We start from the raw sequence: 22,916 nt of genomic DNA on the forward strand, positions 1-22,916 counted from the left end.
AGGGGCGACACTGGGTGCTGAGGGCCCCCGTTCCCGCCCGGCCGAGCTCAAGTCCGGCCGTTCGCGCCGGCACTCGTCACCACGCGGTTTCACCTGCGCGGCACGGTTGTCAGTGGGATGCGTCAGAATTGGTGCCAGGGCCAGCGCACACGCCGGTGAGCCACTCAGCCTCCGGCAGAGCTAATCGAGGGGCACGTATGTCCGGACTGATCGACACCACGGAGATGTATCTCCGCACCATCCTCGAGCTGGAGGAGGAAGGTGTGGTCCCCATGCGCGCCCGGATCGCCGAGCGGCTCGACCAGAGCGGGCCGACGGTCAGCCAGACCGTGGCGCGCATGGAGCGCGACGGCCTGGTGTCCGTCGCCAGCGACCGGCACCTGGAGCTCACGGACGAGGGCCGTCGGCTCGCCACGCGCGTGATGCGCAAGCACCGCCTCGCCGAGTGTCTGCTCGTCGACGTGATCGGTCTGGAGTGGGAGCAGGTGCACGCCGAGGCCTGCCGCTGGGAGCACGTGATGAGCGAGGCGGTCGAGCGGCGTGTGCTCGAACTGCTGCGTCACCCCACCGAGTCGCCGTACGGCAACCCGATCCCGGGCCTGGAGGAGCTGGGCGAGAAGGACGGCGCGGACCCGTTCCTGGACGCGGGCATGGTGTCGCTGGCCGATCTCGACCCCGGGCTCGACGGCAAGACGGTCGTCGTCCGTCGCATCGGTGAGCCGATCCAGACGGACGCGCAGCTGATGTACACGCTGCGGAGGGCAGGCGTGCAGCCCGGGTCCGTCGTCAGCGTGACGGAGTCCGCGGGCGGGGTGCTGGTCGGCAGCGGCGGTGAGGCGGCGGAGCTGGAGGCGGACGTGGCGTCCCACGTTTTCGTCGCCAAGCGGTAGCGCTCCGCTCGGCTGCGGTTGCTTCGGCTGCGGTTGCTTCGTCTGCGGGGTGGTGGGGGCTTGTCGCGCAGTTCCCCGCGCCCCTTGCGGGGCGCCCTTGTGCGCCCGGCTCGTTCGGTGAACCCAGCCGTCAACTCCCGTAACACACAACCCAGTTGTCCCACCTCGTTGTTCGCTCAGAAATGAAGATTCAGTGCGCGGAATCGCAGCGGTCGGGCCGTTTGCGTGCGAGGCTGTCGCGAGAGGCATATGACCTGAGGGCTCTTGACCGTGGCGGCAGCGGCGCCGGTGCGCGGTCGGGGAGGGGGCGGGAGGATGTGCCGCGGACATGAGGAGGGCCCCGGCGCCCTGAGGCGCCGGGGCCTGTCCTCCCCTGTGCTGACCCGGAGCCCCGAGCTCCCAGGGTCATTCCCCACGGACCGTTTTCCCCGAGCGGCCCGCCTCCCGTTGAAGATCTCCCCTCGACGGCGGCGGTCAATCCTTGAGCGAGGTCACTCGAAGGAGGGGTGTTGCCGCCAAGACCCCCATCTTCGAATGCGCATTCGATAGCGTATGAGTGACGGAACCACTACGGATTACGCAGGAAGAACCAGCAGGAGCACGGTACGACCAGCGGTACGAGTGGACCGGCCGGTTCGTGCGGGACGACCCGGCCGAGCGGATCAAGGGGGGTGCCAACGTATGGTGCGGCGCATCGACGTGAGCGGTGCGGGTGGCGTACACCTCGCCGCCTGGGAGTTCGCCGACTCTCCCAAGATCGACCCTCCGAGGGGCGACCCCTCAGGGGCCGGAGCCCCGGCCGGTGAGTCCGGGACCGGGACCGCGTCCGGGGAGATCGAGCGTGCGCCCGGCGTGCTGTTACTGCACGGCCTCATGGGCCGTGCATCCCACTGGGCGCCCACCGCCCGCTGGCTCTCCGAGCGGCATCGCGCCGTCGCGCTCGATCAGCGGGGCCACGGCCAGAGCGACAAGCCGCCCGAGGCCTCCTACACCCGCGAGGCGTACGTCGAGGACGCCGAGGCCGCCCTCGAACAGCTGGGCCTCGGCCCGGCCGTCCTCATCGGTCACGCCATGGGCGCCCTGACCGCCTGGCAGCTGGCCGCCAAGCGCCCCGACCTCGTGCGCGGCCTGGTCATCTGCGACATGCGGGCCTCGGCGCTGGGAGCCGCCTCGCAGCGCGAGTGGGAGAACTGGTTCAAGGCCTGGCCGGTCCCGTTCGCCACACTCGCCGACGTACGGAAGTGGTTCGGCGAGGACGACCCCTGGGTGGAGCGCCCGAACCCGTCGCGCGGTGAGTTCTACGCCGAGGTGATGGCCGAGTCGCCGGACGGCTGGCGGCCCGTCTTCGAGCCCGAGCAGATGCTCAAGTCCCGCGAGACCTGGGTGTACGACGCGCACTGGGAGGAGCTCACGCAGGTCCAGTGCCCCGCCCTCGTCGTCCGTGGCCTCGACGGCGAGCTCGGCCGGGCCGAGTCCCAGGAGATGGTCCGTGTTCTGCCCAACGGGCAGTACGCGGAGGTGGCCGATGCGGGGCATCTCGTCCACTACGACCAGCCGGAGGCGTGGCGCGCGGCGGTCGAGCCGTTCCTGGACGACGCGCTGCGCTAGGCGCCTGGAGGCGCCTGGACAGGATGGCGCCGTTGTACCGCGAGTTGTCCTTCTGTACCGCGAGTTGTCCTTCGCCAGCGGCCTGGCGGGTGCTGATCGCGCCCGCGGGGCGGAGCCGCAAATGCCGCAGCCCCGCGCCCCGAAAAGACCGCGCAGTTCCCCGCGCCCCCAAAAGAACGGGGCGCGGGCCCATGCCGGTCGGTCAGCCCTTGCTCACCGCCGCGAGGATCTCCGGCAGTTGCCGTGCTGTTCGTGGTGCGGCGAGGTGCAGTCCCGCCAGGGCGATCGCCGCTCCGTAGGCGGTGCCGATCGGGAGCAGCAGCCACGTCCAGTCCTGGCCGTCCGACGAGACGTTCAGCCAGATGGTGAGGGTGATGACGGGCGCGCACAGCAGGGCCGCCGCGATCATGCCGCCGAAGATCGAGAATCCGGCGAGGCTCGCCTGGCCGGGAGCCACGTTCTTGTAGCTCTCCTGCGGGATCGAGTACGGGAAGCGGGCGGAGGACCAGGCCCCGGTCGCCAGCATCGCGCCGAGCAGCGCGAACGACAGGCCGAACACCTCGGGCAGCGCGGCCCAGTCGCCGAGCAGCGCCGTCGTCAGGACGCACACCAGGGCCGCGTACGGAAGGGTGATCACCAGGAGCGCCAACGCCCGTGCCCGCAGCTCGACATACGCGTCCCGGGTCGACGAGATCGTCATCGCGACCATCCAGAACGCGGACGTGTCCTGCCCGAACTGGTTGTACATCTGGATGCCGAGCATGCCCGCCGCGAAGCACGCGAAGTAGATCGAGCCGGTGCCCTGCAGCGCGTTGAACACCGGCACGATCAGACCGATCGCGAGCGAGGTCACCCACGCGGCCTTGGTCTTCGGATCCCGCCACACGTACCGCAAGCTGCGTTCCATGACCGTGCCCGTGCGCCCCGCGGGCAGCAGCCGGCCGAGCCCGGAGGAACGGCCCGCCTTGTCCCGGGAGGGCTCGGCGGCCTGCAGCGTCGAGCCGTCCGGCGAGGTCATCAGCCGGGTCAGGCTCCGCTGCCAGAAGGCCAGCAGTACCGCCAGCGCCACCCCGCTCACGGCGAGCTGGGCGAGGCCGACGGCGTACGAGCCCTCGCTGACGGAGTCCACCGCGCCGAGCGCCGACGCGGGCGGCACCCAGCGGACCACGTCTGCCGCCGGGTCCAGCGTGGACATGCCCGACGAATTGAGCTTCTGCGCCCCGAAGTTGACGACCTGCGCGCCCACCGCGATCACCAGACCGCTCAGGACGGCCAGGTCGCGGCCCTTGCGGCTGGTCAGCAGCCGGGTGTTGGCGGTGGCGATGGTCCGCGCGAGGGCCACGCACACCAGGAGCGCGAGGACGACCGCGACGACTCCGGTGACGTACGCCGCCGCCCCGTGCGCCATCGCGACGACCGAACCGACGAGCAGGCACAGCGTGAACAGCGGGCCTATGCCGACCAGCGAGGCCACCAGCAACGCGCGTACGAGCGGCTCCGGGCGCAGGGGAAGCATCACCAGGCGGGTCGGGTCGAGGGTCTCGTCGCCGCCGGAGAAGAAGAGCGGCATCACGGCCCAGCCGAGCGCCAGTACGGCGGTGAGTAGCACCGTCACGGTCATCGCGTGGGTGTTGCCGCGCAGCGCGATCAGCCCGATGAGCTGGAGCGCGGCGAACAGCAGCACGACGACGAGCGACGCCACGTACACCGCCCGCCGCCCCGCCGACTGCCGCAGCCCGTTGCGCAGCAGCGACACCTTGAGGCGTACGACGACGGGGGTGAGGGAGGCGGTCGAGGTGGTGGCGGCCTTCGTGGCGGTTGTGGCGCTCACCGGGCGCCGCCGCCCAGCCAGTCGAGGTCGGAGCCGGTGTCGCGGGCGTTCGCCCCGACGAGTTCAAGGAAGGCCTGCTGGAGGGAGGGCGCCTCGCCGCGCACCTCGGTGAGCGGGCCGTGGGCGCGGATACGGCCCGCGGCCATCACGGCGACCCAGTCGCACAGCGACTCGACGAGCTCCATCACATGGGAGGAGAAGACGACGGTCGCGCCGGAGGCGGTGTAGCGCTCCAGGACCCCGCGGATCGTCTGCGCGGAGACCGGGTCGACGCCCTCGAACGGCTCGTCCAGGAACAGCACTTCCGGGTTGTGCAGCAGCGCCGCCGCAAGCCCGATCTTCTTGCGCATGCCGGTCGAGTAGTCGACGACGAGTTTGTGCTGGGCGCCGGCGAGGTCGAGCACGTCGAGCAGCTGGGTGGCCCGCTTGTCGACCTCGGCACCGGGCAGTCCGCGCAGCCGCCCGGCGTACGCGAGGAGTTCCCGCCCCGAGAGCCGCTCGAAGAGCCGCAGCCCCTCGGGCAGGACCCCGATCCGGGCCTTGACCTCCGTGGGGTCGCGCCACACATCGTGTCCGACGACCTCCACGGACCCCTGATCGGGCCGCAGCAGCCCGGTCACCATCGACAGAGTCGTGGTCTTCCCCGCCCCGTTGGGCCCGACCAGCCCGATGAACTGCCCCGCGGGCAACTCCAGATCGATCCCCGCGACGGCGACCTGCTCCCCGAACCGCTTCCACAGCCCCCGCACCCGCACGGCCACCGCGTCATTCACCCGCACTCCGTCCGTCATGCAGGGCACGATACGGGGGCCGGTGCCCCTTTAGGGGCGCGGGGAACTGCGCAGTCTCTTAGGGGCGTGGGGCGGTGACATTTGCGGCTCCGCCGCGGGGCGCGACCAGCCCCCACCCGCCCGCAGACCCCACCGGCCGTGCGCAGCACTACCGCCGGGCGTCTCGCCCACAGGCGTAAGCCAAGGGCGAGATCAGTTCCTCGGCATCCGGCAGCCACCGATTCGCGGGAGTCGGCCGGCAGGCCCACTGCACGGCCCCCCGCGCCCCGAACCGGGTGGGCGGCGCGGCCACGTACGTACCTTCCCCCAGGACGTTCAGATCAAGAGAAGCAAGCGGCCACCCGAGCTTCCGCACAAGATCAGGCACCTTCACGGCAGCGCCCGGCAGCACGAAGAACTGCATCCGCCGGTCCGGCGTACACGTCACAGGACCGAGCGTCAGCTCCATCCGCCTCATCCGGGCGAGCGCGAGAAACCCCGAGGTCTCGGGGACGTCGATCGCGTCGAACGTCCGCCCCGTGGGCAGCAGGATCGACGCCGACGGCTGCTTCGCCCACAGCCGACGCGCGACGGTCGCACTGCCCGTGGCCTGCGTCGCCCAGTCCTCACGCGCCGGATGCGCGCCGGGCACGGCGCACGAGGGCTCGCCGCACGAGCAGCGCTGCACCCCGTCGGCGGCTTCCAGCCAAGTGCCTGGGAACACGTCCCAATGGCGCTCTTCGGCATAGCGCACGGCGATGTCCTGCAGCGACTCGCCTCGCTGCTTCGGGATCTGGGCGGTCTCGGTGCCTGCGATCGTCTCTTCCACGCTGAACTCAACTCCCGCACCCACCAGGGGTTACGGCTCACACGCGCGCGGGGGAGGAGCACCGATTCCACACGTGGGGCGCATGGATGCATCTGTGGGGGCGCGCATGGGAGGCGGCAGCGGGGGGTGGGTAGCCACCGGAGGGGCGGGCAGCAGCCTTTACCCCGGCAATCCTCACATGTCTCGCATCTTCGGTATGTCCGCGGGGCATTGATCTTCGAGGCCGGATCTTTTCGCTCCCCGCAGGGGCGCGGGAGGTCCCGGTCACTGAGGACCGTCAACTCGGTGCGTGGGCAGGCACCGCAGCCACAGGGGGTACGCCAATGGCCGCAAGGCCTCTCGTCGCGCGGCAGCCGAACGAACGACTGCAGGCGCTCATCCAGGAAGCGGGCTGTTCCAACGCCGGGCTGGCCCGCCGGGTCAACATGTGCGGCGCGGAGCACGGCCTCGATCTGCGCTACGACAAGACGTCCGTGGCGCGCTGGCTGCGAGGACAGCAGCCGCGCGGGCGGGCGCCCGCGATCATCGCCGAGGCGCTCGGCCGCAAGCTGGGCCGGACGGTCACGATCGACGAGATCGGCATGGCGAACGGCAAGAACCTCGCCTCCGGTGTGGGGCTGCAGTTCTCGCCGACCGTTCTCGGGGCGATCGAGCAGGTCTGCGAGCTGTGGCGCAGCGACGTGGGGCGGCGGGACTTCCTGTCCGGCTCGTCCGTCGCGGCCTCCGCGCTCGTCGAGCCGAGCCGGGACTGGCTGATCTCCTCGCCGGACGCGCAGGTGTCGCGCGCCGCCGGGCCACGGGTCGGGCAGTCCGACGTGGCGGCGGTGAGCGCGATGACCCAGGCGCTGGTCGACCTCGACCACCAGTACGGCAGCGGGCACGTACGCCCGGTGGTCGTGCACTACCTGAACAGCGTCGTCTCCGGGCTGCTCGCGGGCTCGTACCGGGAAGCGGTCGGGCGTGAACTCTTCGCGGCGGTCGCGCGGTTGACGGAGCTGGCCGGCTACATGGCGGTCGACACCGGACAGCCGGGGCTCGCGCAGCGGTACTACATCCAGGCGCTGCGGCTCGCACAGGCGGCGGGCGACCGCGGATACGGCGGGTATGTGCTCGCCGCGTCCATGAGCCACCTGGCGGCGCAGCTCGGGAATCCGCGCGAGATCGCGCAGTTGGCGCGGGCGGCGCAGGAGGGGGCGCGCGGGCGGGTCACACCGCGCGCGGAGTCGATGTTCCACGCCGCGGAGGCGCGGGGGCACGCGTTGATGGGCGACGCGCGTTCCGCGCAGGCGGCGTCCGGGCGGGCCGTGGCGGCGCTGGAGCAGGCCGATCCGGATTCCGGCGACGACCCGCGGTGGATCGCGCACTTCGACGAGGCGTATCTGGCCGACGAGTTGGCGCATTGTCACCGGGACCTCGGGCAGTCGGAGGCGGCCGCGCGATGCGCTCAGGAGTCCCTCGCCGGGCACCCCGAGACGCGCGCGAGGCGCCGCGCCATCGGGTACGTACTGCTCGCCACCGCGCAGGTCCAGCAGCGCGAGGTCGAGCAGGCCTGTCACACCGGTCTGCGCGCGGTCGAACTGCTCGGCACGCTGCGGTCCAACCGCGGGGCGGAGTATCTGGACGACTTCCAACAGCGCCTGGAGCCCTACCGGGACGAGCCGGTGGTACGGGAGTTCGGGGCGCGCATGGAGTTGCAGGCGGCGGCCTGATCAGCCGCACGGGCCTGAGGTCTACGCGGGAGTGAACGCGGGGTGAACGGAGGGCCCTGAGGCGAAAGGAGGCATGAACAGCGTCTTGGGGGGCGGATTCGTTACTGCCGCCCCCGGAGACGGCTGTCACGACCTGTGCTGCGTGGCACCGGGTTGTGGGGACCCGGTAGCGTGAACCGACGATTCCGAAGGTCCCCCATTCGTAGGAGTCCCGGTGACGCACAACGGGCAGGGCGACGAGCCCTCGGCGCGGCCCGCGCACGAAGGCATCGTGCTGCCGTCCGACGGCGGCGAACCCCTCCTGCCGGGCCAGACGGGCGACCGCGCCGTCCCCGCGGGCGGCCAGGCCTGGGACCAGCCGTGGGGTCCGGGACCCGCCCCGGGGGCCTCTCCGGAGCCCGGACAGGGTTGGACGCCGACCGGTGAATGGGGTAATGCGGGCCAGGACCAAAGTGCGCAGGCGCCCGGCTGGGGCACGCAGCACGGGGACCAGGGCGGGGCCGCTCCGACGCCGGAGGCGCCCCCGCAGATTTCGAGTTGGACCGCCCAGGCTCCGGACGCGGGAGCACAGCCCTCGGGCTGGGGCGCGACCACTTCGGGACCGGAAGGCCAGGCAAACCAGGCGAACCAGGGACGTCCGGGAGCCCAGGCTCCGGGCTGGGACGGGTCGGCACCCGGCTCCGGTGCGCAGGGCGGATACGCCGGTCAGCCGGCCGGGCAGCCGTCGCAGTACGCCGAGCCGACGGCCCAGTACGGTGCGCAGGGCACGGTGGGCGGCCCATGGGGCGGCCAGCATCCGCCGCAGACCGCCGGAGCGGGCTCCGTGCCCCAGCAGCGGCCGGGCGGCGGGACACCCCTCCCGCACGAGGGCGCGCCGACGAACGGGTACGGCGCCCCGCAGTCTCCGGGCCCGTACGCACCCGAGAACGCACAGGCACACGCACAGGGCCCCGCCGGGTCACAGGCTCCGGGCGGTTACGGCTACCCGCAGGCCCACGGCGGCCAGGCGGCGGCGCCCCAGCCTCCCGCGGGCCACGCGGCACCGCAGCAGCCGCAGCCCCACCAGCAGGGCGGCTCCGCCGAGTCGCGGACACCGGGTGGCTACGGCTATCCGCAGGCCCACGACGGCCAGGCGGCACCCCAATCTCCCGCGGGCCACGCGGCACCGCAGCAGCCGCAGCCCCACCAGCAGGGCGGCTCCGCCGAGTCGCAGGTTCCCGGTGGCTACGGCTACCCGCAGGCGCCCGGCGGCCAGACGCCCGCGCCGTACGCTCCCGGCGGTCAGACTGCCGCGCCGCTGCCGCCCGTTGGTGCGGGCTCCGGTGCGCTGCCGCCCGTCGCCGCCATGGACGAGGGTGCGACCCAGTACCTGCCGCCGGTGCCCGCCGCGCCGTCCGTCGACGAGGGCGCCACACAGCTCCTTCCCCCGGTGGGCCCCGGTGCGCTGCCGCCCGAGATGCCTCCCGCGGGGGCGGCCCCCGCGGCGATGTCCTCCGAGTCCACGCGGTACCTCGGCCGGGTCCGGCCGGACGGGCCGGGACCGGCGTCCGGAGGCAACGGCGCGGGCCCCCTGCCTCCCGCCGTCGACCCCGACGCCCAGCCCACCCAGTTCATCGCCCCCGTGCCGGCCCAGCCCGGCGCGGCGCAGTACGGGGTACGCCCGGGCGTACCCGAGGACCGGCAGCAGCCGCCGGCCGAGTTCGACAACCTCTTCCGGGCCGACGCCGGAGGCTCCACGCAGCAGTTGCCCCGGGTCGACCAGCCGCGGGGGAGACAGGGCGCCGCGGCCGGCTTCGGCACCCCGAACGGTCCCGGTGCCCCCGGCGGCCCCGGCGCACCCGAGGGTCCCGCAGGCCGCGGCGCACGCCGAGGCGCGGCGGACGGTGACAACGGCCGCGGCGGCCGCAGCCGTTCCCGCGTGCCCGTGATCGCCGCGGTCGGCGTGGGCATCGCCGTACTCGGCATCGGCGCGGGCGCCCTGCTCAGCGGTGGCGGGGGTGATGAGGGCGACGACAACAAGACGGTGGCGGCGACCGCGCCCGCCACGGACGAATCGGCCTCCGCGTCCGCCGACCCGGCCAAGGAGCAGGCCGTGGCCCTGGACAAGCTCCTGGCGGACAGCGGCGACAGCCGCGACTCGGTGGTCAAGGCCGTCGGCAACGTACGCAAGTGCGCCGACCTCGGCCAGGCGGCCACCGATCTGCGCAACGCGGCCAAGCAGCGCGACGGCCTGGTCACCAGCCTCGCGGACCTCTCGGTCGACAAGCTGCCGAACCACGCGCAGCTGACCGCCGCGCTCAACAGCGCCTGGAAGGCCTCCTCAGCGGCGGACACCCACTACGCGGCCTGGGCCGACCAGACTGCGGGCAAGAAGGGCTGCCGCAAGGGCCAGGCCCGCAACACGGGCCAGACCGCGGCGGGCAACCGGGAGAGCGGCACCGCGACCACGCAGAAGGCCAAGGCCGCGAAGCTGTGGAACTCCATCGCCCAGACCTACGGACTGACGGAGCGCCAGCCCGGCCAGCTGTGACCGGCCCGGCCGGGGAGGCCGACGGGGGTCGGGCCGGTGCCCGGTGGGCGCGCCGGCCGGTGTCAGGACGCTTCCGTGTTCTCCAGCACCTTCGACACGTTCACGAACCCCTTGCGGGCCGAGACCAGTTGCCCCTTGCGCACCACCTGGAACGACACGTCCGAGTTGACCAGCCGGGGGAAGCCGCTCGCCGCGGTCAGATCGTCGAAGCTCCAGCTGAGCGTCGGTGTGAGACCGCCCGTGTTGATCTTCAGGCCGTCGTCGAGCGTCCGCCGGAGCGTCCGTGAGGACACCTCGCCGTCGCCCAGCGACTCGACGGCCTTCTTCAGCACCGTGTAGGCGACCCAGGTGGTCTGCACCCCGGGGTCGGCCGCGTCGATCCGGTTGTCACCGAAGGCCTCCTCGCGGATGACCGCGCGCATCGGCTTCCACCGCTTGTCGCGCGACGCCGGGTACCAGCCGGTCACGTACGAGCCCTCGTACGCGCTGCCCGTCGCGTCGATCACCGACTGGTCGACGCTGCCCAGCACGGACGCCGTCCGCACCGTCGGGTACGCCTTGCGGGCACGCCGGAACGAGTCCATGAAGGTGTCCGTGCGGTCCCCGAGCGCGGGCACCACACATCCCTCCTCCGTCGGATCCGCCGTGACCCGCCGCAGCGCCTGGTCGGCGTGGGTCGAGTACTCCGTGGCGTCCTCGGCGGCGCGCTGGTCGACGGCGGCCGAGTGCCCCTCGGCGCTGAGGCCGGAGTCGAGCAGGACGGGCAGATCGTCGCCGGCGATCGTGTCGGGGCGTACGAGGGTGACGGGGCCGCAGGTCCTGGCGAGCTGCTGTCCGAGGCCGGCCAGGAGGGCGGGCTGGCCGCCGTTGACCGGGTAGGAGAGCGGGCTGGTGAACTCGTCGTCGGTGACGCCGTACCCGCCGAGATACGGGATGCCGGCCGCCTCCAGCGGGGAGAAGAAGGAGCGGGCGTGCTGGCTGTACGAGCCGACGACCGCGACGACGTTCTCGTCGACCGCGCGGCGGGCGCAGTTGGCGGCGGCCACCGTGTCGTTGCGGTCGTTGCAGGTGAGGACCTTGAGCTTGCGGCCGTTGATGCCGCCCTTGGAGTTGATCCAGCGCGCGTACGCCAGGGCCATGGCGGGCATGCCCGGCTTGTTGGTCGCCTTCGTCTCCTCGGGCGCCCACGTCATGACCGTTATGGGGTCGTCCCCGGAACCCCCCGTGGTACCGGGGACGACACCGCATCCGACGGCTATGAACGCACACGCCGCCAACGCGCCCGCGGACAGCACTCTGGCCTTGGCGGGACGATGGTGGGCGGGGAGGAAGGTGCGGGTGCGTCGCCTGCCGGTCATGGACACGCACGATTCCGTCACATCACTACGGCCGGTGTGACCCATGGTCAACGCTTGGTGACCAGAAGGTGAACTCCGGGGTGCGGGGCGGGACGAATCGGCGAGAACGTACGATCGGTGACCGTGCAAGGTTCGGAGAACTCTTCCCGTCGCGGGCGTCGCTCATCCACCATGGGCGGCATGCCACTGAACGACATGCCGTGGTGGCGCTGGCGCAGCAATGTGCGCTCCGCGCTGCACATGCTTTCCGACACCGAGTTCCAGCGAGGGGTCTGGCTCGCGGGGGTCGACGGGTACGGGGATGTGACCGACGCCGTCTATCGCCTCGTCGAGGACACCTGGCTGGACAACTGGTCCGCCGAGAAATACGTGGGGACGATCTTCCGGGACTCGCAGGAGGCGGCGCTCGTCGACAGCGCCGTGCTTCGGGTGCTGCGGATCATGCATCAGGTGGGGCCCGATGCCGCCGTCTCCGTCTATCTCGAACATCAGGGGTGGCCGGAGGCTGTGCGGGCTGCTCGGGATGCGCACGTTCGGATGGCGGTGAGCGACGGGGAGGATCCCGATGTGCAGCCTCGGACGCTTGAGGTTCTGCGGATCATGACTCGTTCGGCTTGAGGGCCGCGCCCCTGACGGGCCCGGTCCCCAGTCCGGCAGGCGGGACGTGTGGTGGGGTGCGGCTCGACTTGTGGGACCCTGGCGTGCATGAACGAGCAGTCCGTGACCGAGCAGTACGTCCTTACGCTTTCCTGTCCTGACAAGCAGGGCATCGTGCACGCCGTGTCGAGTTATCTCTTCATGACCGGGTGCAACATCGAGGACAGCCAGCAGTTCGGTGACCATGACACGGGGCTGTTCTTCATGCGAGTCCACTTCTCGGCGGAGTCGCCGGTGACGGTGGAGAAGCTGCGGGCCAGCTTCGCGGCGATCGGTGACTCGTTCCAGATGGAGTGGCAGATCCACCGGGCCGAGGACAGGATGCGGGTCGTGCTGATGGTCAGCAAGTTCGGGCACTGCCTGAACGATCTGCTGTTCCGGGCGCGGACCGGGGCGCTGCCCGTCGAGATCGCGGCTGTGGTCTCGAATCACACGGAGTTCGCCGAGCTTGTGGCCTCGTATGATGTGCCGTTTCATCACATTCCGGTCACCAAGGACAACAAGGCGCAGGCCGAGGCGCAGTTGTTGGAGCTGGTGCGGGAGCAGGGTGTCGAGCTCGTTGTGCTCGCTCGGTACATGCAGGTGCTCTCCGATGACCTGTGCAAGCAGTTGAGCGGGCGGATCATCAATATCCATCACTCGTTCCTGCCGAGCTTCAAGGGCGCGAAGCCGTACCACCAGGCGCACGTTCGTGGTGTGAAGCTGATCGGTGCCACCGCGCACTATGTGACGGCCGACCTCGACGAGGGGCCGATCATCGAGCAGGAGGTCGAGCGGGTGGGGCACCAGGTCACGCCTGAGCAGCTTGTCGCTGTGGGGCGGGATGTCGAGTGCCAGGCGCTCGCCCGGGCCGTGAAGTGGCATGCGGAGCGGCGGATTCTGTTGAACGGGCGGCGGACCGTCGTCTTCGACTGAGGTGTGTCGCGCCTCGCGTTGTCGTGGGGGGCGCGGGCCGTGCCCGTGTGTGGGGCGGGTGCGGACAGGCGCGGGGCGGGGGCCTGCGCCTGCGCGCTACATGCGGCTCAGTGACGCCGCTGCGAAGAGGACGTCCCGGATTGCCTCGCGGTCGCCGACCTGGCCCGCTGCCGCTTCCTCCGGTGGTACGTGGCCTGCGGCCAGTTGGCAGAACTCGACGCCGTCCAGGGCTATGTGGGCCACCTCGTGGTCGGGGGAGGGCAGCGCGCCGGGGGAGTCCAGGGGGATGAGCCATTCGCCGCCGCCCAGGCCCTCGATCTCCAGGCGGAGGCTGCGGCCCGGGGCGCCGGCCGGGACCAGGTGGCGGGTCTGGCCGGGGGCGGCGAGACCGGCCTGGCGGCGGGCGGCCAGGGCCGTGGGGAGCATGCGGGCACCCAGGTCGATCATGGCGTGCAGGTGGCGGGGCGACGGCGGTTCGTAGGGGTAGTCGACCGCCTCTGCGATGTCTCCCGCGTGGACCCACGTCTCGAAGGCGCGGTCCAGCATCGAGTCCCGCAGGGGGAGTTCGAAGGCGCCGTACGAGACCGGGAGGCGGCCGGAGCCTCCCCCACGCTCGGCTCCTCCCCCAGTCTCGGCTTCGCTCGACCGGGGGGACCCCCATGCGCGGGAGGTGCCCCCAGCCGCGAAGGCGACCGTGCGGACCAGGTTGTGGGCCTGCTCGCGCCAAGGGCCTCGTACGGAACGGGTGGGCGGGAAGTGCGAGCTGGACCAGAAGGCCTCTGTGCGGGCCGCGGGGGTGGGGGTGTCCGCGGGGGCTTCGAGGGGGTCGTCCAGGCCCAGGGTCAGGGCCACCAGGCCGTCCACGGTCAGGAGATGGGCGATCACGCCCGCCACGGTGGTGCGGCGGCTGGTCTGTTCGTCGCCCTCGAACCAGCGCAGGCGTACGGGAGCGTGCCACTCCGCGTCGCCGATGTCCTGGAGGAGGGCGTCAAGGCGGGCCGTCTCCGCGTCGTACGGCGTTGCCCATTCGGGGACCGGGATACGGGGCGGGCGGCGGTCCAGGCAGCTCTCCAGGACCCGGGTGCGGAGGGTGGGGTCCAGGTCGAGGCTCTCCGGCGGGTGCAGGAGGCCCACCGCGTCGCGCAGGCGCAGCGCCTCGTCCGCGCACGCGCCGCAGGTGCCCAGGTGGTCCTCGACGGCCGCCGTCTCCTCGGGCGAGCAGGCCGCCAGGGCCCAGGCGCCGAGCAGGGCCTTCAGGACCCGGTGTTCGAGGAACAGGAGGGCCGGGGCCGGCTCGGGGAGCGGGAGGCCCGTGTCCTCGACCGACGCGCGTGGCACGGGTATGCGTGGGGGTTGGGGTTCGTCGGGGGTGCGGGGTGTGTCGGGGGGAGGGGAGTTGGGGCCTGATGGTCCGCCCGCGTCGTCGGACGGGGGTGAGGTGTCCTTCTGGGGGCCCACTCGGCTGTTGTGGTCCTCCGGGTCCGGCTGGTCGCCGTATCCGTCGTGCGCCTCGATGCCTCTCATCGGGCACCCCCGGACCGGCCCGTGTCGTGGGCAGTGGACAGGAGCTGGAGGCCCAGGCGCAGGCGGCGGCGGGCCTCGTCCTCGGTGACGCCGAGGTCGGCGGCGGTCTGGCGGTAGTCGCGGCGCTGGAAGTACGCGAGCTCCAGGGCCGCGCGCAGCGGGGCGGGCATGGACGTCACGATGTAGTCGGCGCGGGCCGCCACCGAGGCGCGGCGGACCTTGCGCTCCAGCTCCTCGGTGCTGCCGGAGCCGTCGTGGGCGAGCGCGGCGGTCTCCGTCGCGCGCAGGCGCTGCACGGCGAGGCGGTGGGTGAGCGTGGCGACCCAGGAGCGCAGGGGGCCCTGCTTGGGGTCGTACGCCTCGGGGTTCTCCCAGACATGGGCGAAGACCTCGCGTGTGACGCCGTCGGCCGCCCGGTCGTCTCCGAGCACGCGATGGGCGAGGCCGTGCACGAGCGAAGCGAATCGGTCGTAGAGCTCACCGAGCGCGGCCGCCTCCCCGCGTGCGAGCCGCTGCTGCATCTTGCGGTCCCAGCGGGGCGGCGCGTCCTTCTTGGTCATGCGGCCCCTCACCCCCGGTCGTGCGGTGCGCCTGTCCCTGTGTCCACCGGATTCTCCTCTCCGGCTTCCTCCCGAATGTAGTCGGCACCCCTGACAACGCACGCCCCTTTGTGGCAATGCGCGCCCCTCGCGGAGCTGTGGATGGTAGTGCCCCGATCACGCTGTGCGTGCGGCTTCTCACGGTGTGCGTGTGTCTGCCGCGGCTCGGCCCGATCAGGATCGACCGTACTAGACCGTTCTCGACCGAAACAGCCCAACTGGGGCACGCTTCGATTCCGCATCCGGTGTTTCATGGAGTGAGGGTGGGGCAGCCGCGCACCAGGGAAGTGACAGGACCACTTCCGGTTCCGTTTCCGGGTCCGACGTCGTCGGGCCGTCAGGGTCCACAACGTCGAGCGAGGGGCAGGCGCGTGACGCTCAGGGTGACCTACGGCGAGCAGCGCGGCTGGGCCGTGCTCCGGGTGTCGGGCGAGATGGATCTGGTGACGTCACCGGTGCTGCGGCAGCGCGTGCACGACGCCGTGGCCGAGGGGCGGCACAGTCTTGTCCTCGATCTCTCCGAAGTCCTGTTCTGCGACTCCAGCGGTGTCGGGGTGCTGATAGCGACCCGCCGGCTCCTCCGCTCCTGCCAGGGACGCCTCCGCTTGATCCTTCCCGCGCAGGGCGCCGTGGACGGTTCCCACGTCAACCGGGTCCTCGGCGCCCTCGGTGTGCGCCGGCTCTTCGACGTGTATCCCGATGTCGACGCCGCCGTCGACGACGGGCCGGACTCCCTGTCGGCGTGATTCGCGTCACGTCCGGGTCGCCTGCGGGGGAAGATCGTCCCGTAACTCCGCGACGGCGTTGTCGCGGATTTCCCCCGGTCTTGGCACAAGCGTCGTTTTCCCGCTCCCCGAGGGCCCCGGTCGTCGTACGCTCCCTGCCAGACGTACCCACGTGATGTAAGGCGGCCCGAAAAGACATGGTCAGCACCGAGTACGAGCGAAAGATCGCCGCCCGGTTCGCCACCTTCGATCAGGACGGCAACGGCTATATCGACCGCGAGGACTTCAACGCGGCGACCAAGGCGCTGCTCGCCGAGTTCGGCACGACGGCCCGGTCCGACAAGGGCCAGGCCCTCTACATCGGCGCGGAGGCCTTCTGGCAGGGCATGGCCGGAATAGCGGACCGGGACGGCGACCAGCGGATCACCCGCGAGGAGTTCGTGGGCGGCGCGGTGAAGCGGCTGCGGGACAACCCCGACCGGTTCGCCGAGATCGCCCGCCCCTTCCTGGACGCGGCGCTCGCCATCGCGGACGGCGACGGGGACTCGGCGGCGACCGTCGACGAGATCGCGCGGGCCCTCAAGGCCCTCGGCGCGCCCGAGACCGTCGCCACCGCCGCGGCCGGCGCGCTCGACACGGACGCCGACGGCCGGGTCACCGAGCCGGAGATCGTGAGCGCCTTCGCCCGCTACTTCACGGTGCCCGAATAGCGTTCCCTGAGTTTGTACTTGAGGACCTTCCGCAGGGTCTCGTTGCGCGGAAGGGCGTCCACCACCTCCAGTTGCTCCGGCAGCTTGTGCACGGACAGTCCTTCCGCGCGTAGGTAGCTGGTTGCTGCGGAGAGCGTCAACCGCGGGGCGTCAGGTGGCTGCTCGATCACCGCGCATACGCGTTCGCCGCGTTCCGCGTCCGGCAGACCGATCACCGCGACGTCGCCGACCGCCGGGTGCCGGTGCAGCAGGTCCTCTATCTCCTTCGCCGAGATGTTCTCTCCCTTGCGGATGATGACGTCCTTCAGGCGGCCCGTCAGGACGAGATGGCCGCCGGGGGTGAGGTGCCCGAGGTCTCCCGTGATCAGGAAACCGTCCTCGTCGAAGGCCTCCGTGGTCTGCGCGGGGTCCAGATAGCCCGTGCAGACGGCCTCTCCGCGCAGGCGTACCTCCCCGTCCACGATCCGGATCTCCATGCCCTCCGGGGGCCTTCCCTCCGTCGTCGCGAGGTTCTCCTCCGAGTCGTCGGGCGAGCCCATCGTGATCATCGGGACCTCGGTCATGCCGTATCCATGGGTCAGCCGGACGCCCATCTCCCGTACGACGGCATGGTGCACCTCCGGTGGCTTCGGTGCCCCGCCGCCCGCCAGGAGCCGCAGCGTGGGGATGAGTTTGGTGTCCGGCTGTTTGCGCTGCTCGGCCAGGAACATCGAGTAGAACGCCGTCGAGCCGCCCGCCACCGTCACCCCGTGCTTGCGGTAGCCCTCCAGGGCGTCCGGCAGCGCGAACTTCTCGAAGAGGACCGCCGGGAACCCGTACAGCAGCAGCATGACCAGGTAGTCGGGGCCGCCTATGTGCGCGAAGGGGAACGCGATCGAGCCGATGTCGTCGGCCGTCAGACGCAGCGCGTGGGCGAGGCAGGAGCCGCCGGCGATCAGCGAACGGTCCGTGTGCAGTACGCCCTTGGGGTCGGACGTCGTCCCCGAGGTCCAGTAGATCCAGCGCACGTCCGTGCCCGTGGTGGGGGGCGGGGGCAGGACGGACGGGTCCCCTTCGGGGAGGGAGTCGTACGCCTCGAAGACGCCGTGTGCGCCGATGCGTTCCGCCATCGCCGTGTGGTCGAAGCCGCGCCACTCGCCCGGTACGGCGAAGTGGGCGGCCCCGGACTCCCGTACGGCGAAGGCGACTTCGCGGTCGCGGTAGAAGGGGATCACCGGGGACTGGACCGCGCCCAGCCTGGCCAGGGCCATCGCCAGCACGACCGTCTCGATACGGGTCGGCAGCTGCCAGGCGACCACCGTGCCGGGGCGTACGCCCAGGTCATGGAGGCCGGCCGCGGTCCGCTCCGCGCCCGAGCGCAGTTCCTCGAAGGTGATTGTGCGGTCGTCCTGGAGGAGGACGGGACGGTCGGGGGTGAGCGCGGCGCGGCGCTCGACGAGTTCCCAGAAGGTGCGGGAGGTGCCCAGCGCGTGCGGGGTGTCGGTCATTGCCCGGTACTCCTCACAGCTGACGGGTAGTCAGATTGGCTGGAGAGCGTAGGGCTCGGTGCCTTGTCGGTCCAGGGGTGCGGGGCTAGCCTTCTAGGGGACCTTTAACTGACGGTCCGTCAGATACTCGCAGTTGGCCAAGGCGGAGGGGACTCATGACCGAACTGCCCCGCATCATCAGCGTCGACGACCATGTGATCGAGCCCGCGAACCTCTTCGAGACCTGGCTGCCGAAGAAGTACCAGGACCGCGGCCCCAAGCCGCTGACGGCCGGGATCGGCGAACTCGCCTACGTGGCGGGCAAGTACCAGATCACGATGGACCCGGACGGGCCGCCCACCGACTGGTGGATCTACGAGGACCTGAAGTTCCCGTACAAGCGCAACATCGCCGCCGTCGGGTTCGACCGCGACGAGATGACCCTTGAGGGCATCACGCGCGCGGAGATGCGGCCGGGGTGCTGGGATCCGGTCGAGCGGCTCAAGGACATGGACGCGAACCACGTCGAGGGTTCGCTCTGCTTCCCGACCTTCCCGCGGTTCTGCGGGCAGACCTTCGCCGAGGCGCACGACAAGGAGGTCGCGCTGGCCTGCGTGCGCGCGTACAACGACTTCATGGTCGAGGAGTGGTGCGGGGGGAGTGGGGGGCGGCTGATTCCGCTGTGCATCATTCCGCTCTGGGACATCGACCTCGCGGTCGCCGAGATCAGGCACAACGCCGCCCGGGGCGTGCGGGCCGTGACCTTCTCCGAGATCCCCACGCACCTCGGGCTGCCGTCCATCCACTCCGGCTACTGGGACCCGTTCTTCGCGGTCTGCCAGGAGACCGGCACGGTCGTCAACATGCACATCGGCAGCAGCAGCCAGATGCCCGCCGCCTCGCCCGACGCGCCGCCCGCCGTCCAGGCCTCGCTCAGCTTCAACAACGCCATGGCCTCGATGATGGACTTCCTGTTCAGCGGGGTGCTCGTGAAGTTCCCGCAGCTCAAACTCGCCTACTCCGAAGGGCAGATGGGCTGGATCCCGTACGCCCTGGAGCGCGCCGACGACGTGTGGGAGGAGCACCGGGCCTGGGGCGGGGTCAGGGACCTGATCCCCGAGCCGCCGTCCACCTACTACTACCGGCAGATCTTCTGCTGCTTCTTCCGCGACAAGCACGGCGTCGCGTCGCTGGACGTGGTCGGCCGGGACAACGCGACCTTCGAGACCGACTACCCGCACGTCGACTCGACCTTCCCGCACACCAAGGAGGTCGCCCTCGACCACATGAAGGGCCTCGACGACGAGACCGTCTACAAGCTGATGCGCGGCAACGCCATCCGCATGCTCGGCCTGGACCTCGACAAGTAATGGACCTCTCCTGCACGCCCGAGGAGGAGGAGTTCCGCGCGCGGCTGCGGGAGTGGCTCGCGAAGGTCCTCCCCGGGCTGCCCCCGAAACCCTCGCCCGACGACTGGCCCGGCAGACGCGCGTACGACCTCGGCTGGCAGCGCATGCTGTACGACGCCGGGTACGCGGGGCTCCACTGGCCCGCCGACGCGGGGGGCCGCGGGGCCACGCCGACGCAGCACCTGATCTTCCTGGAGGAGACGGAGAACGCGGGCGCGCCCTACGTAGGGGCCAACTTCGTCGGGCTGCTGCACGCCGGGCCCACCATCGCCGCCGAGGGGAACGCCGGGCAGCGGGCGCGCTGGCTGCCGCCTGTGCTGCGCGGCGAGGAGGTGTGGTGCCAGGGGTTCAGCGAGCCGGACGCCGGCTCGGACCTCGCGGCACTGCGCACACGCGCGCGGCGGGACGGCGACGACTACGTGGTGAACGGATCGAAGATCTGGACCTCCCACGCGGAAGTCGCCGACTGGTGCGAGCTGTTGGTGCGGACGGACGCCAAGGCGCCCAAGCACCGGGGGATTTCGTGGCTCGCGATGCCGATGGACGCGCCGGGGATCACGGTACGTCCACTGCGTACGCTCGCGGGTTCGACCGAGTTCGCCGAGGTGTTCCTCGACGACGTGCGGGTGCCCGTCGCGAACCGGGTCGGTGAGGAGAACGACGGCTGGCGCGTGACCATGGTGACGTTGTCGTTCGAGCGCGGGACGGCCTTCGTGGGCGAGGTGGTGGCCTGTCGGCGAGTCCTCGGCGAACTCGCGCGAGAGGCGCGGAAGAACGGCCGCTGGGACGACGCGGTGCTGCGTCGCCGGCTCGGTCGTCTCAATGCCGAGTTCCGTGCGCTCTGGCGGCTCACGCAGTGGAACGTCAGCGAGTCGGAGCGGTCGGGCGGAGTGCCGGGCGTCGGGGGTTCGGTTTTCAAACTGAGGTACTCGCGCGCGCGGCAGGACCTGTACGACGCTGCTGCCGATGTCCTCGGTCCCGAGGCGCTCGACCTCGACAGCCGGTGGACGCTGGACCGGCTGTCGTCCCTCTCGTACACCATCGCGGCCGGCACCTCGCAGATCCAGCGGAACATCGTGGCCGAACGGATCCTGGGCCTCCCGAAGGGGCGATGACCGTATGGATTTCCAACTCACTGATGATCAACGGGCGTTGCGGGCGGGGGTGCGCGAACTGCTGGACCGGCGCTTCGGACGGGAGCGGTTGCGGGCCACCGTGGACGCCCCGGGGCTCGACCGTGCGCTCTGGCGGGAGTTGGGTGAGGCGGGCTTCTTCGCACTGCGGCTCCCCGAGTCGGAGGGCGGAGTCGGACTGGGACTCCCGGAGGCGGTCCTGGCCTTCGAGGAGGCCGGCCGGGCCCTGCTCACCGGACCGCTCGTGGCCACGCACCTCGCGGCCGGCGAGGTGCCCGGAGCGGCCACCGGCGAGAGCGTCGTCGCGGCCGTCGACGGCACCCTCGTCGAATGGCTGGACGAGGCCGACGTCGTACGCGGAGACGTGACGGGAGCCGTCGCGATGCGCTCGGCGGACCCGCTCACTCCGCTGCACCGGGTGCCCCGCCCCGCGCCGCCCGACCCGGTGGCCGCGCTGCTGACCGCCGCCGAGCAGTTGGGCTCCGCCTCCCGTACCTGCGAACTGGCCGTGCAACACGCCCGGACCCGTGAGCAGTTCGGGCAGCCGATCGGGGCCTTCCAGGCGGTGAAACACCTGTGTTCGGAGATGCTGGTGCGGGTGGAGGTGGCGCGCGGTGCGGTGTACGCGGCCGCCGTCACGGCCGATCCGCTCGACATCGCGGCGGCCGGACTGCTGGCCGACGAGGCCGCCGGGCTCGGCGCCCGGGACTGCCTCCAGGTGCACGGCGGCATGGGCTTCACATGGGAGTCCGACGTGCACCTTCACCTCAAACGTGCCTGGCTGCGGGCCCGTCGCGGGCAGAGCGCGGCCGAGGCCGAGGAGGCGCTCGCGGAGGATCTGATGGCCGTCGCACCAGGGCCCCGGACATGAACTGTGCACGTCCATTGCCGTCGATCGTGGCATGACGGAACGGGCTCGAACGGACGGATGTCACTGAACGTGGCATACCGGAATTACCGAGCGTTGATATCGGGTTGTGTCCTATGCGTGACTCGTCACGGCCTGGAGTCGGAGCTGTGCTCCGGTACCTTGTGTGGGATGCGAGTGGTTCTGAGGCCGGGCCATCACGGTGTTGCCCCTGAGGCAGCTCCGGATCCGGCGATGCGTACCGCTCGTGAGGCAGGAAGCAGGACCGTTCCTGCCTGTTCGACTCCCCGTGACGAGCGTCGCACAGTATGCCGCACGCGTACTCCTTCGCGCTGGAATATGCCCGAAGCGCTTGTTGGGGTGACTGTACGTCAACCATGCTGTCTCCTAAGGGGATCACGTTCCGTGAACCCTTTTCTGACCACGATCGTGGCCCTTGCGAGGCGCGAGGCGATGTGTCCGCCGGTTCGGATGGTGTGAGCGGTGCAGGTGCTTCAAGTGCAGCTGGAGATCCGGCCCGACCCCGCAGAGGTGGGGCGGGCCCGGAGGTGGGCCCGTTCGCGGCTCGCGGGGTCCGGGATAGAGGCCGATGAGCCGCTTGCCGAGACGCTGATCCTGCTCGTCTCCGAGCTGGTCACCAACGCGGTGGTGCACACCGGCCGTCCGGCCGTGCTGCGCCTGTTGCTGCCGAGTTTCGCGACGGGTCCGACCGCCGGAGAGCGTGCCGTTGCGGAGGCCGTGGCCACCGTCCGTCTTGAGGTGCTCGACGCCAGCGCCCGGCCACCCCGCCCCCGGTGTGCGGACGGTGACGAGACCAACGGCCGCGGCCTGGCCCTCGTCGACGGCCTCGCCGACCGCTGGGGCTGGAGCAGCGAGGGCGCAGGCAAGCGCATCTGGTGCGAGGTGGACCGCTGTTCGGCGACGGCGGCGACCGCGGTGACGTGCGACGCGGCTCCGGCCGCTTACGGGGATCTGGCGTTCGAGGTCGTCTGAGCGGGGCGTTGTCCCTTCGGGGGCGAGTGGGCCGTCATGTCCCTACGCGGCCGAACGACCGTGCCCCTTCAGGGGCGCGGGGCTGTGTCATGTGCGGCTCCGCCGCGGGGCGCGACCAGCGCCTTGCGACCTGCCCATGGCATCCGGACCTCCGGGCGGAGCACGGAAGCACAGGGGCCGCGCCCCACTCGTCCCGTGCTGCCCGATGCGCCGTGCCGTGCTTCCGCCCGTGGCGGCACAAAGAGGGGCGTAAGCCGTGAATCCCCGAACAGGTGTTGACGATTCGTGTCCGTTTGATCACGCTTGTGGTCAGCGATTCGCCGTGAGGGGACGGCGAGGGTTCCGGTGACGGGAGCCCTTGGCGAGCGTGGGTCGCGATCGGCGTCGGCTCC

19 protein-coding genes are annotated in these 22,916 nt (G+C 71.3%); 12 read left to right on the forward strand and 7 right to left on the reverse strand.

All coding sequences use genetic code 11. The annotated features are described in order from the left end of the window. The first annotated feature begins 197 nt into the window (after positions 1–197). Both ACZ5VQ_RS19790 and ACZ5VQ_RS19795 read left to right on the forward strand, forming a co-directional pair. A complete protein-coding gene (locus tag ACZ5VQ_RS19790; protein ID WP_200396624.1) occupies positions 198–890 on the forward strand; it encodes a metal-dependent transcriptional regulator in 693 nt (230 codons plus the stop codon). Between the two features lie 681 nt (positions 891–1,571). Next, complete coding sequence (locus ACZ5VQ_RS19795; protein WP_469106011.1) at positions 1,572–2,498, forward strand: alpha/beta fold hydrolase; 927 nt, start codon at positions 1,572–1,574, stop codon at positions 2,496–2,498. A 202-nt stretch (positions 2,499–2,700) separates the two neighbouring features. Here the strand turns inward: ACZ5VQ_RS19795 and ACZ5VQ_RS19800 are convergent, their stop codons facing one another. The 3 genes from ACZ5VQ_RS19800 to ACZ5VQ_RS19810 all read right to left on the reverse strand — a co-directional run bounded on the left by ACZ5VQ_RS19800 (position 2,701) and on the right by ACZ5VQ_RS19810 (position 5,928). Continuing rightward, complete coding sequence (locus tag ACZ5VQ_RS19800) at positions 2,701–4,329, reverse strand: transporter (RefSeq protein WP_469106012.1); 1,629 nt, start codon at positions 4,327–4,329, stop codon at positions 2,701–2,703. Beyond that, positions 4,326–5,120: an ABC transporter ATP-binding protein gene (locus tag ACZ5VQ_RS19805; RefSeq protein WP_469106013.1), complete on the reverse strand. Its 795-nt coding sequence runs from the start codon at positions 5,118–5,120 to the stop codon at positions 4,326–4,328. The genes ACZ5VQ_RS19800 and ACZ5VQ_RS19805 overlap by 4 nt, the downstream gene beginning before the upstream one ends. A 148-nt stretch (positions 5,121–5,268) precedes the next feature. Then, positions 5,269–5,928, reverse strand: a complete 660-nt coding sequence (locus tag ACZ5VQ_RS19810; protein ID WP_269649468.1) for a bifunctional DNA primase/polymerase — start codon at positions 5,926–5,928, stop codon at positions 5,269–5,271. A gap of 323 nt (positions 5,929–6,251) precedes the next feature. Between ACZ5VQ_RS19810 and ACZ5VQ_RS19815 the strand changes: the two genes are divergently transcribed. Together ACZ5VQ_RS19815 and ACZ5VQ_RS19820 are read left to right on the forward strand one after the other, a co-directional pair. Then, positions 6,252–7,637 (forward strand): transcriptional regulator, encoded by a 1,386-nt coding sequence (locus ACZ5VQ_RS19815; RefSeq protein WP_362085818.1) that lies wholly within the window; start codon positions 6,252–6,254, stop codon positions 7,635–7,637. 769 nt (positions 7,638–8,406) lie between these two features. Then, entirely contained in the window at positions 8,407–10,167 is a 1,761-nt protein-coding gene (locus ACZ5VQ_RS19820; protein ID WP_469106143.1) for a hypothetical protein, read from the forward strand. A 62-nt stretch (positions 10,168–10,229) separates the two neighbouring features. Here the strand turns inward: ACZ5VQ_RS19820 and ACZ5VQ_RS19825 are convergent, their stop codons facing one another. Next, complete coding sequence (locus ACZ5VQ_RS19825; protein ID WP_469106014.1) at positions 10,230–11,525, reverse strand: ABC transporter substrate-binding protein; 1,296 nt, start codon at positions 11,523–11,525, stop codon at positions 10,230–10,232. Positions 11,526–11,642: 117 nt separating this feature from the next. On the opposite strand from ACZ5VQ_RS19825, the gene ACZ5VQ_RS19830 reads away from it, so the two are divergent. Beyond that, on the forward strand, positions 11,643–12,143 hold the full coding sequence (locus tag ACZ5VQ_RS19830) for an SCO4402 family protein (protein ID WP_269654783.1): 501 nt from the start codon (positions 11,643–11,645) through the stop codon (positions 12,141–12,143). A gap of 87 nt (positions 12,144–12,230) precedes the next feature. Further along, complete coding sequence (gene purU, locus ACZ5VQ_RS19835; protein ID WP_326729129.1) at positions 12,231–13,097, forward strand: formyltetrahydrofolate deformylase; 867 nt, start codon at positions 12,231–12,233, stop codon at positions 13,095–13,097. Positions 13,098–13,193: 96 nt separating this feature from the next. Here purU and ACZ5VQ_RS19840 read toward each other — a convergent pair whose 3' ends face one another. Then, positions 13,194–14,621 (reverse strand): zf-HC2 domain-containing protein, encoded by a 1,428-nt coding sequence (locus tag ACZ5VQ_RS19840; protein ID WP_469106015.1) that lies wholly within the window; start codon positions 14,619–14,621, stop codon positions 13,194–13,196. After that, entirely contained in the window at positions 14,618–15,181 is a 564-nt protein-coding gene (locus tag ACZ5VQ_RS19845) for a sigma-70 family RNA polymerase sigma factor (protein ID WP_469106016.1), read from the reverse strand. Before ACZ5VQ_RS19845 ends, ACZ5VQ_RS19840 begins: the two co-directional genes overlap by 4 nt. Positions 15,182–15,591: 410 nt before the next feature. On the opposite strand from ACZ5VQ_RS19845, the gene ACZ5VQ_RS19850 reads away from it, so the two are divergent. Together ACZ5VQ_RS19850 and ACZ5VQ_RS19855 are read left to right on the forward strand one after the other, a co-directional pair. Further along, positions 15,592–15,966, forward strand: coding sequence for an STAS domain-containing protein (locus ACZ5VQ_RS19850; protein ID WP_469106017.1), 375 nt, complete (start codon positions 15,592–15,594; stop codon positions 15,964–15,966). A 176-nt stretch (positions 15,967–16,142) separates the two neighbouring features. Continuing rightward, a complete protein-coding gene (locus tag ACZ5VQ_RS19855) occupies positions 16,143–16,655 on the forward strand; it encodes an EF-hand domain-containing protein (RefSeq protein ID WP_469106018.1) in 513 nt (170 codons plus the stop codon). On the opposite strand, the gene ACZ5VQ_RS19860 is transcribed toward ACZ5VQ_RS19855, so the two are convergent. Further along, on the reverse strand, positions 16,634–18,142 hold the full coding sequence (locus tag ACZ5VQ_RS19860) for a class I adenylate-forming enzyme family protein (protein ID WP_469106019.1): 1,509 nt from the start codon (positions 18,140–18,142) through the stop codon (positions 16,634–16,636). The two genes, ACZ5VQ_RS19855 and ACZ5VQ_RS19860, sit on opposite strands and share 22 nt — an antisense overlap. A gap of 155 nt (positions 18,143–18,297) precedes the next feature. Here ACZ5VQ_RS19860 and ACZ5VQ_RS19865 point away from each other — a divergent pair, with 155 nt between their 5' ends. From ACZ5VQ_RS19865 to ACZ5VQ_RS19880, 4 genes are all read left to right on the forward strand, one after another. Then, complete coding sequence (locus ACZ5VQ_RS19865; protein ID WP_143639786.1) at positions 18,298–19,491, forward strand: amidohydrolase family protein; 1,194 nt, start codon at positions 18,298–18,300, stop codon at positions 19,489–19,491. Next, the gene (locus ACZ5VQ_RS19870) at positions 19,491–20,645 is read left to right on the forward strand and encodes an acyl-CoA dehydrogenase (RefSeq protein ID WP_189836924.1); all 1,155 of its coding nucleotides are present in this window, start codon (positions 19,491–19,493) and stop codon (positions 20,643–20,645) included. The genes ACZ5VQ_RS19865 and ACZ5VQ_RS19870 overlap by 1 nt, the downstream gene beginning before the upstream one ends. Positions 20,646–20,649: 4 nt before the next feature. Next, positions 20,650–21,534 (forward strand): acyl-CoA dehydrogenase family protein, encoded by an 885-nt coding sequence (locus tag ACZ5VQ_RS19875; protein ID WP_469106020.1) that lies wholly within the window; start codon positions 20,650–20,652, stop codon positions 21,532–21,534. Positions 21,535–22,029: 495 nt separating this feature from the next. Beyond that, complete coding sequence (locus ACZ5VQ_RS19880) at positions 22,030–22,524, forward strand: ATP-binding protein (RefSeq protein WP_362085876.1); 495 nt, start codon at positions 22,030–22,032, stop codon at positions 22,522–22,524. Positions 22,525–22,916 lie beyond the last annotated feature (392 nt).

Source organism: Streptomyces sp. NPDC033178, from assembly GCF_055577685.1.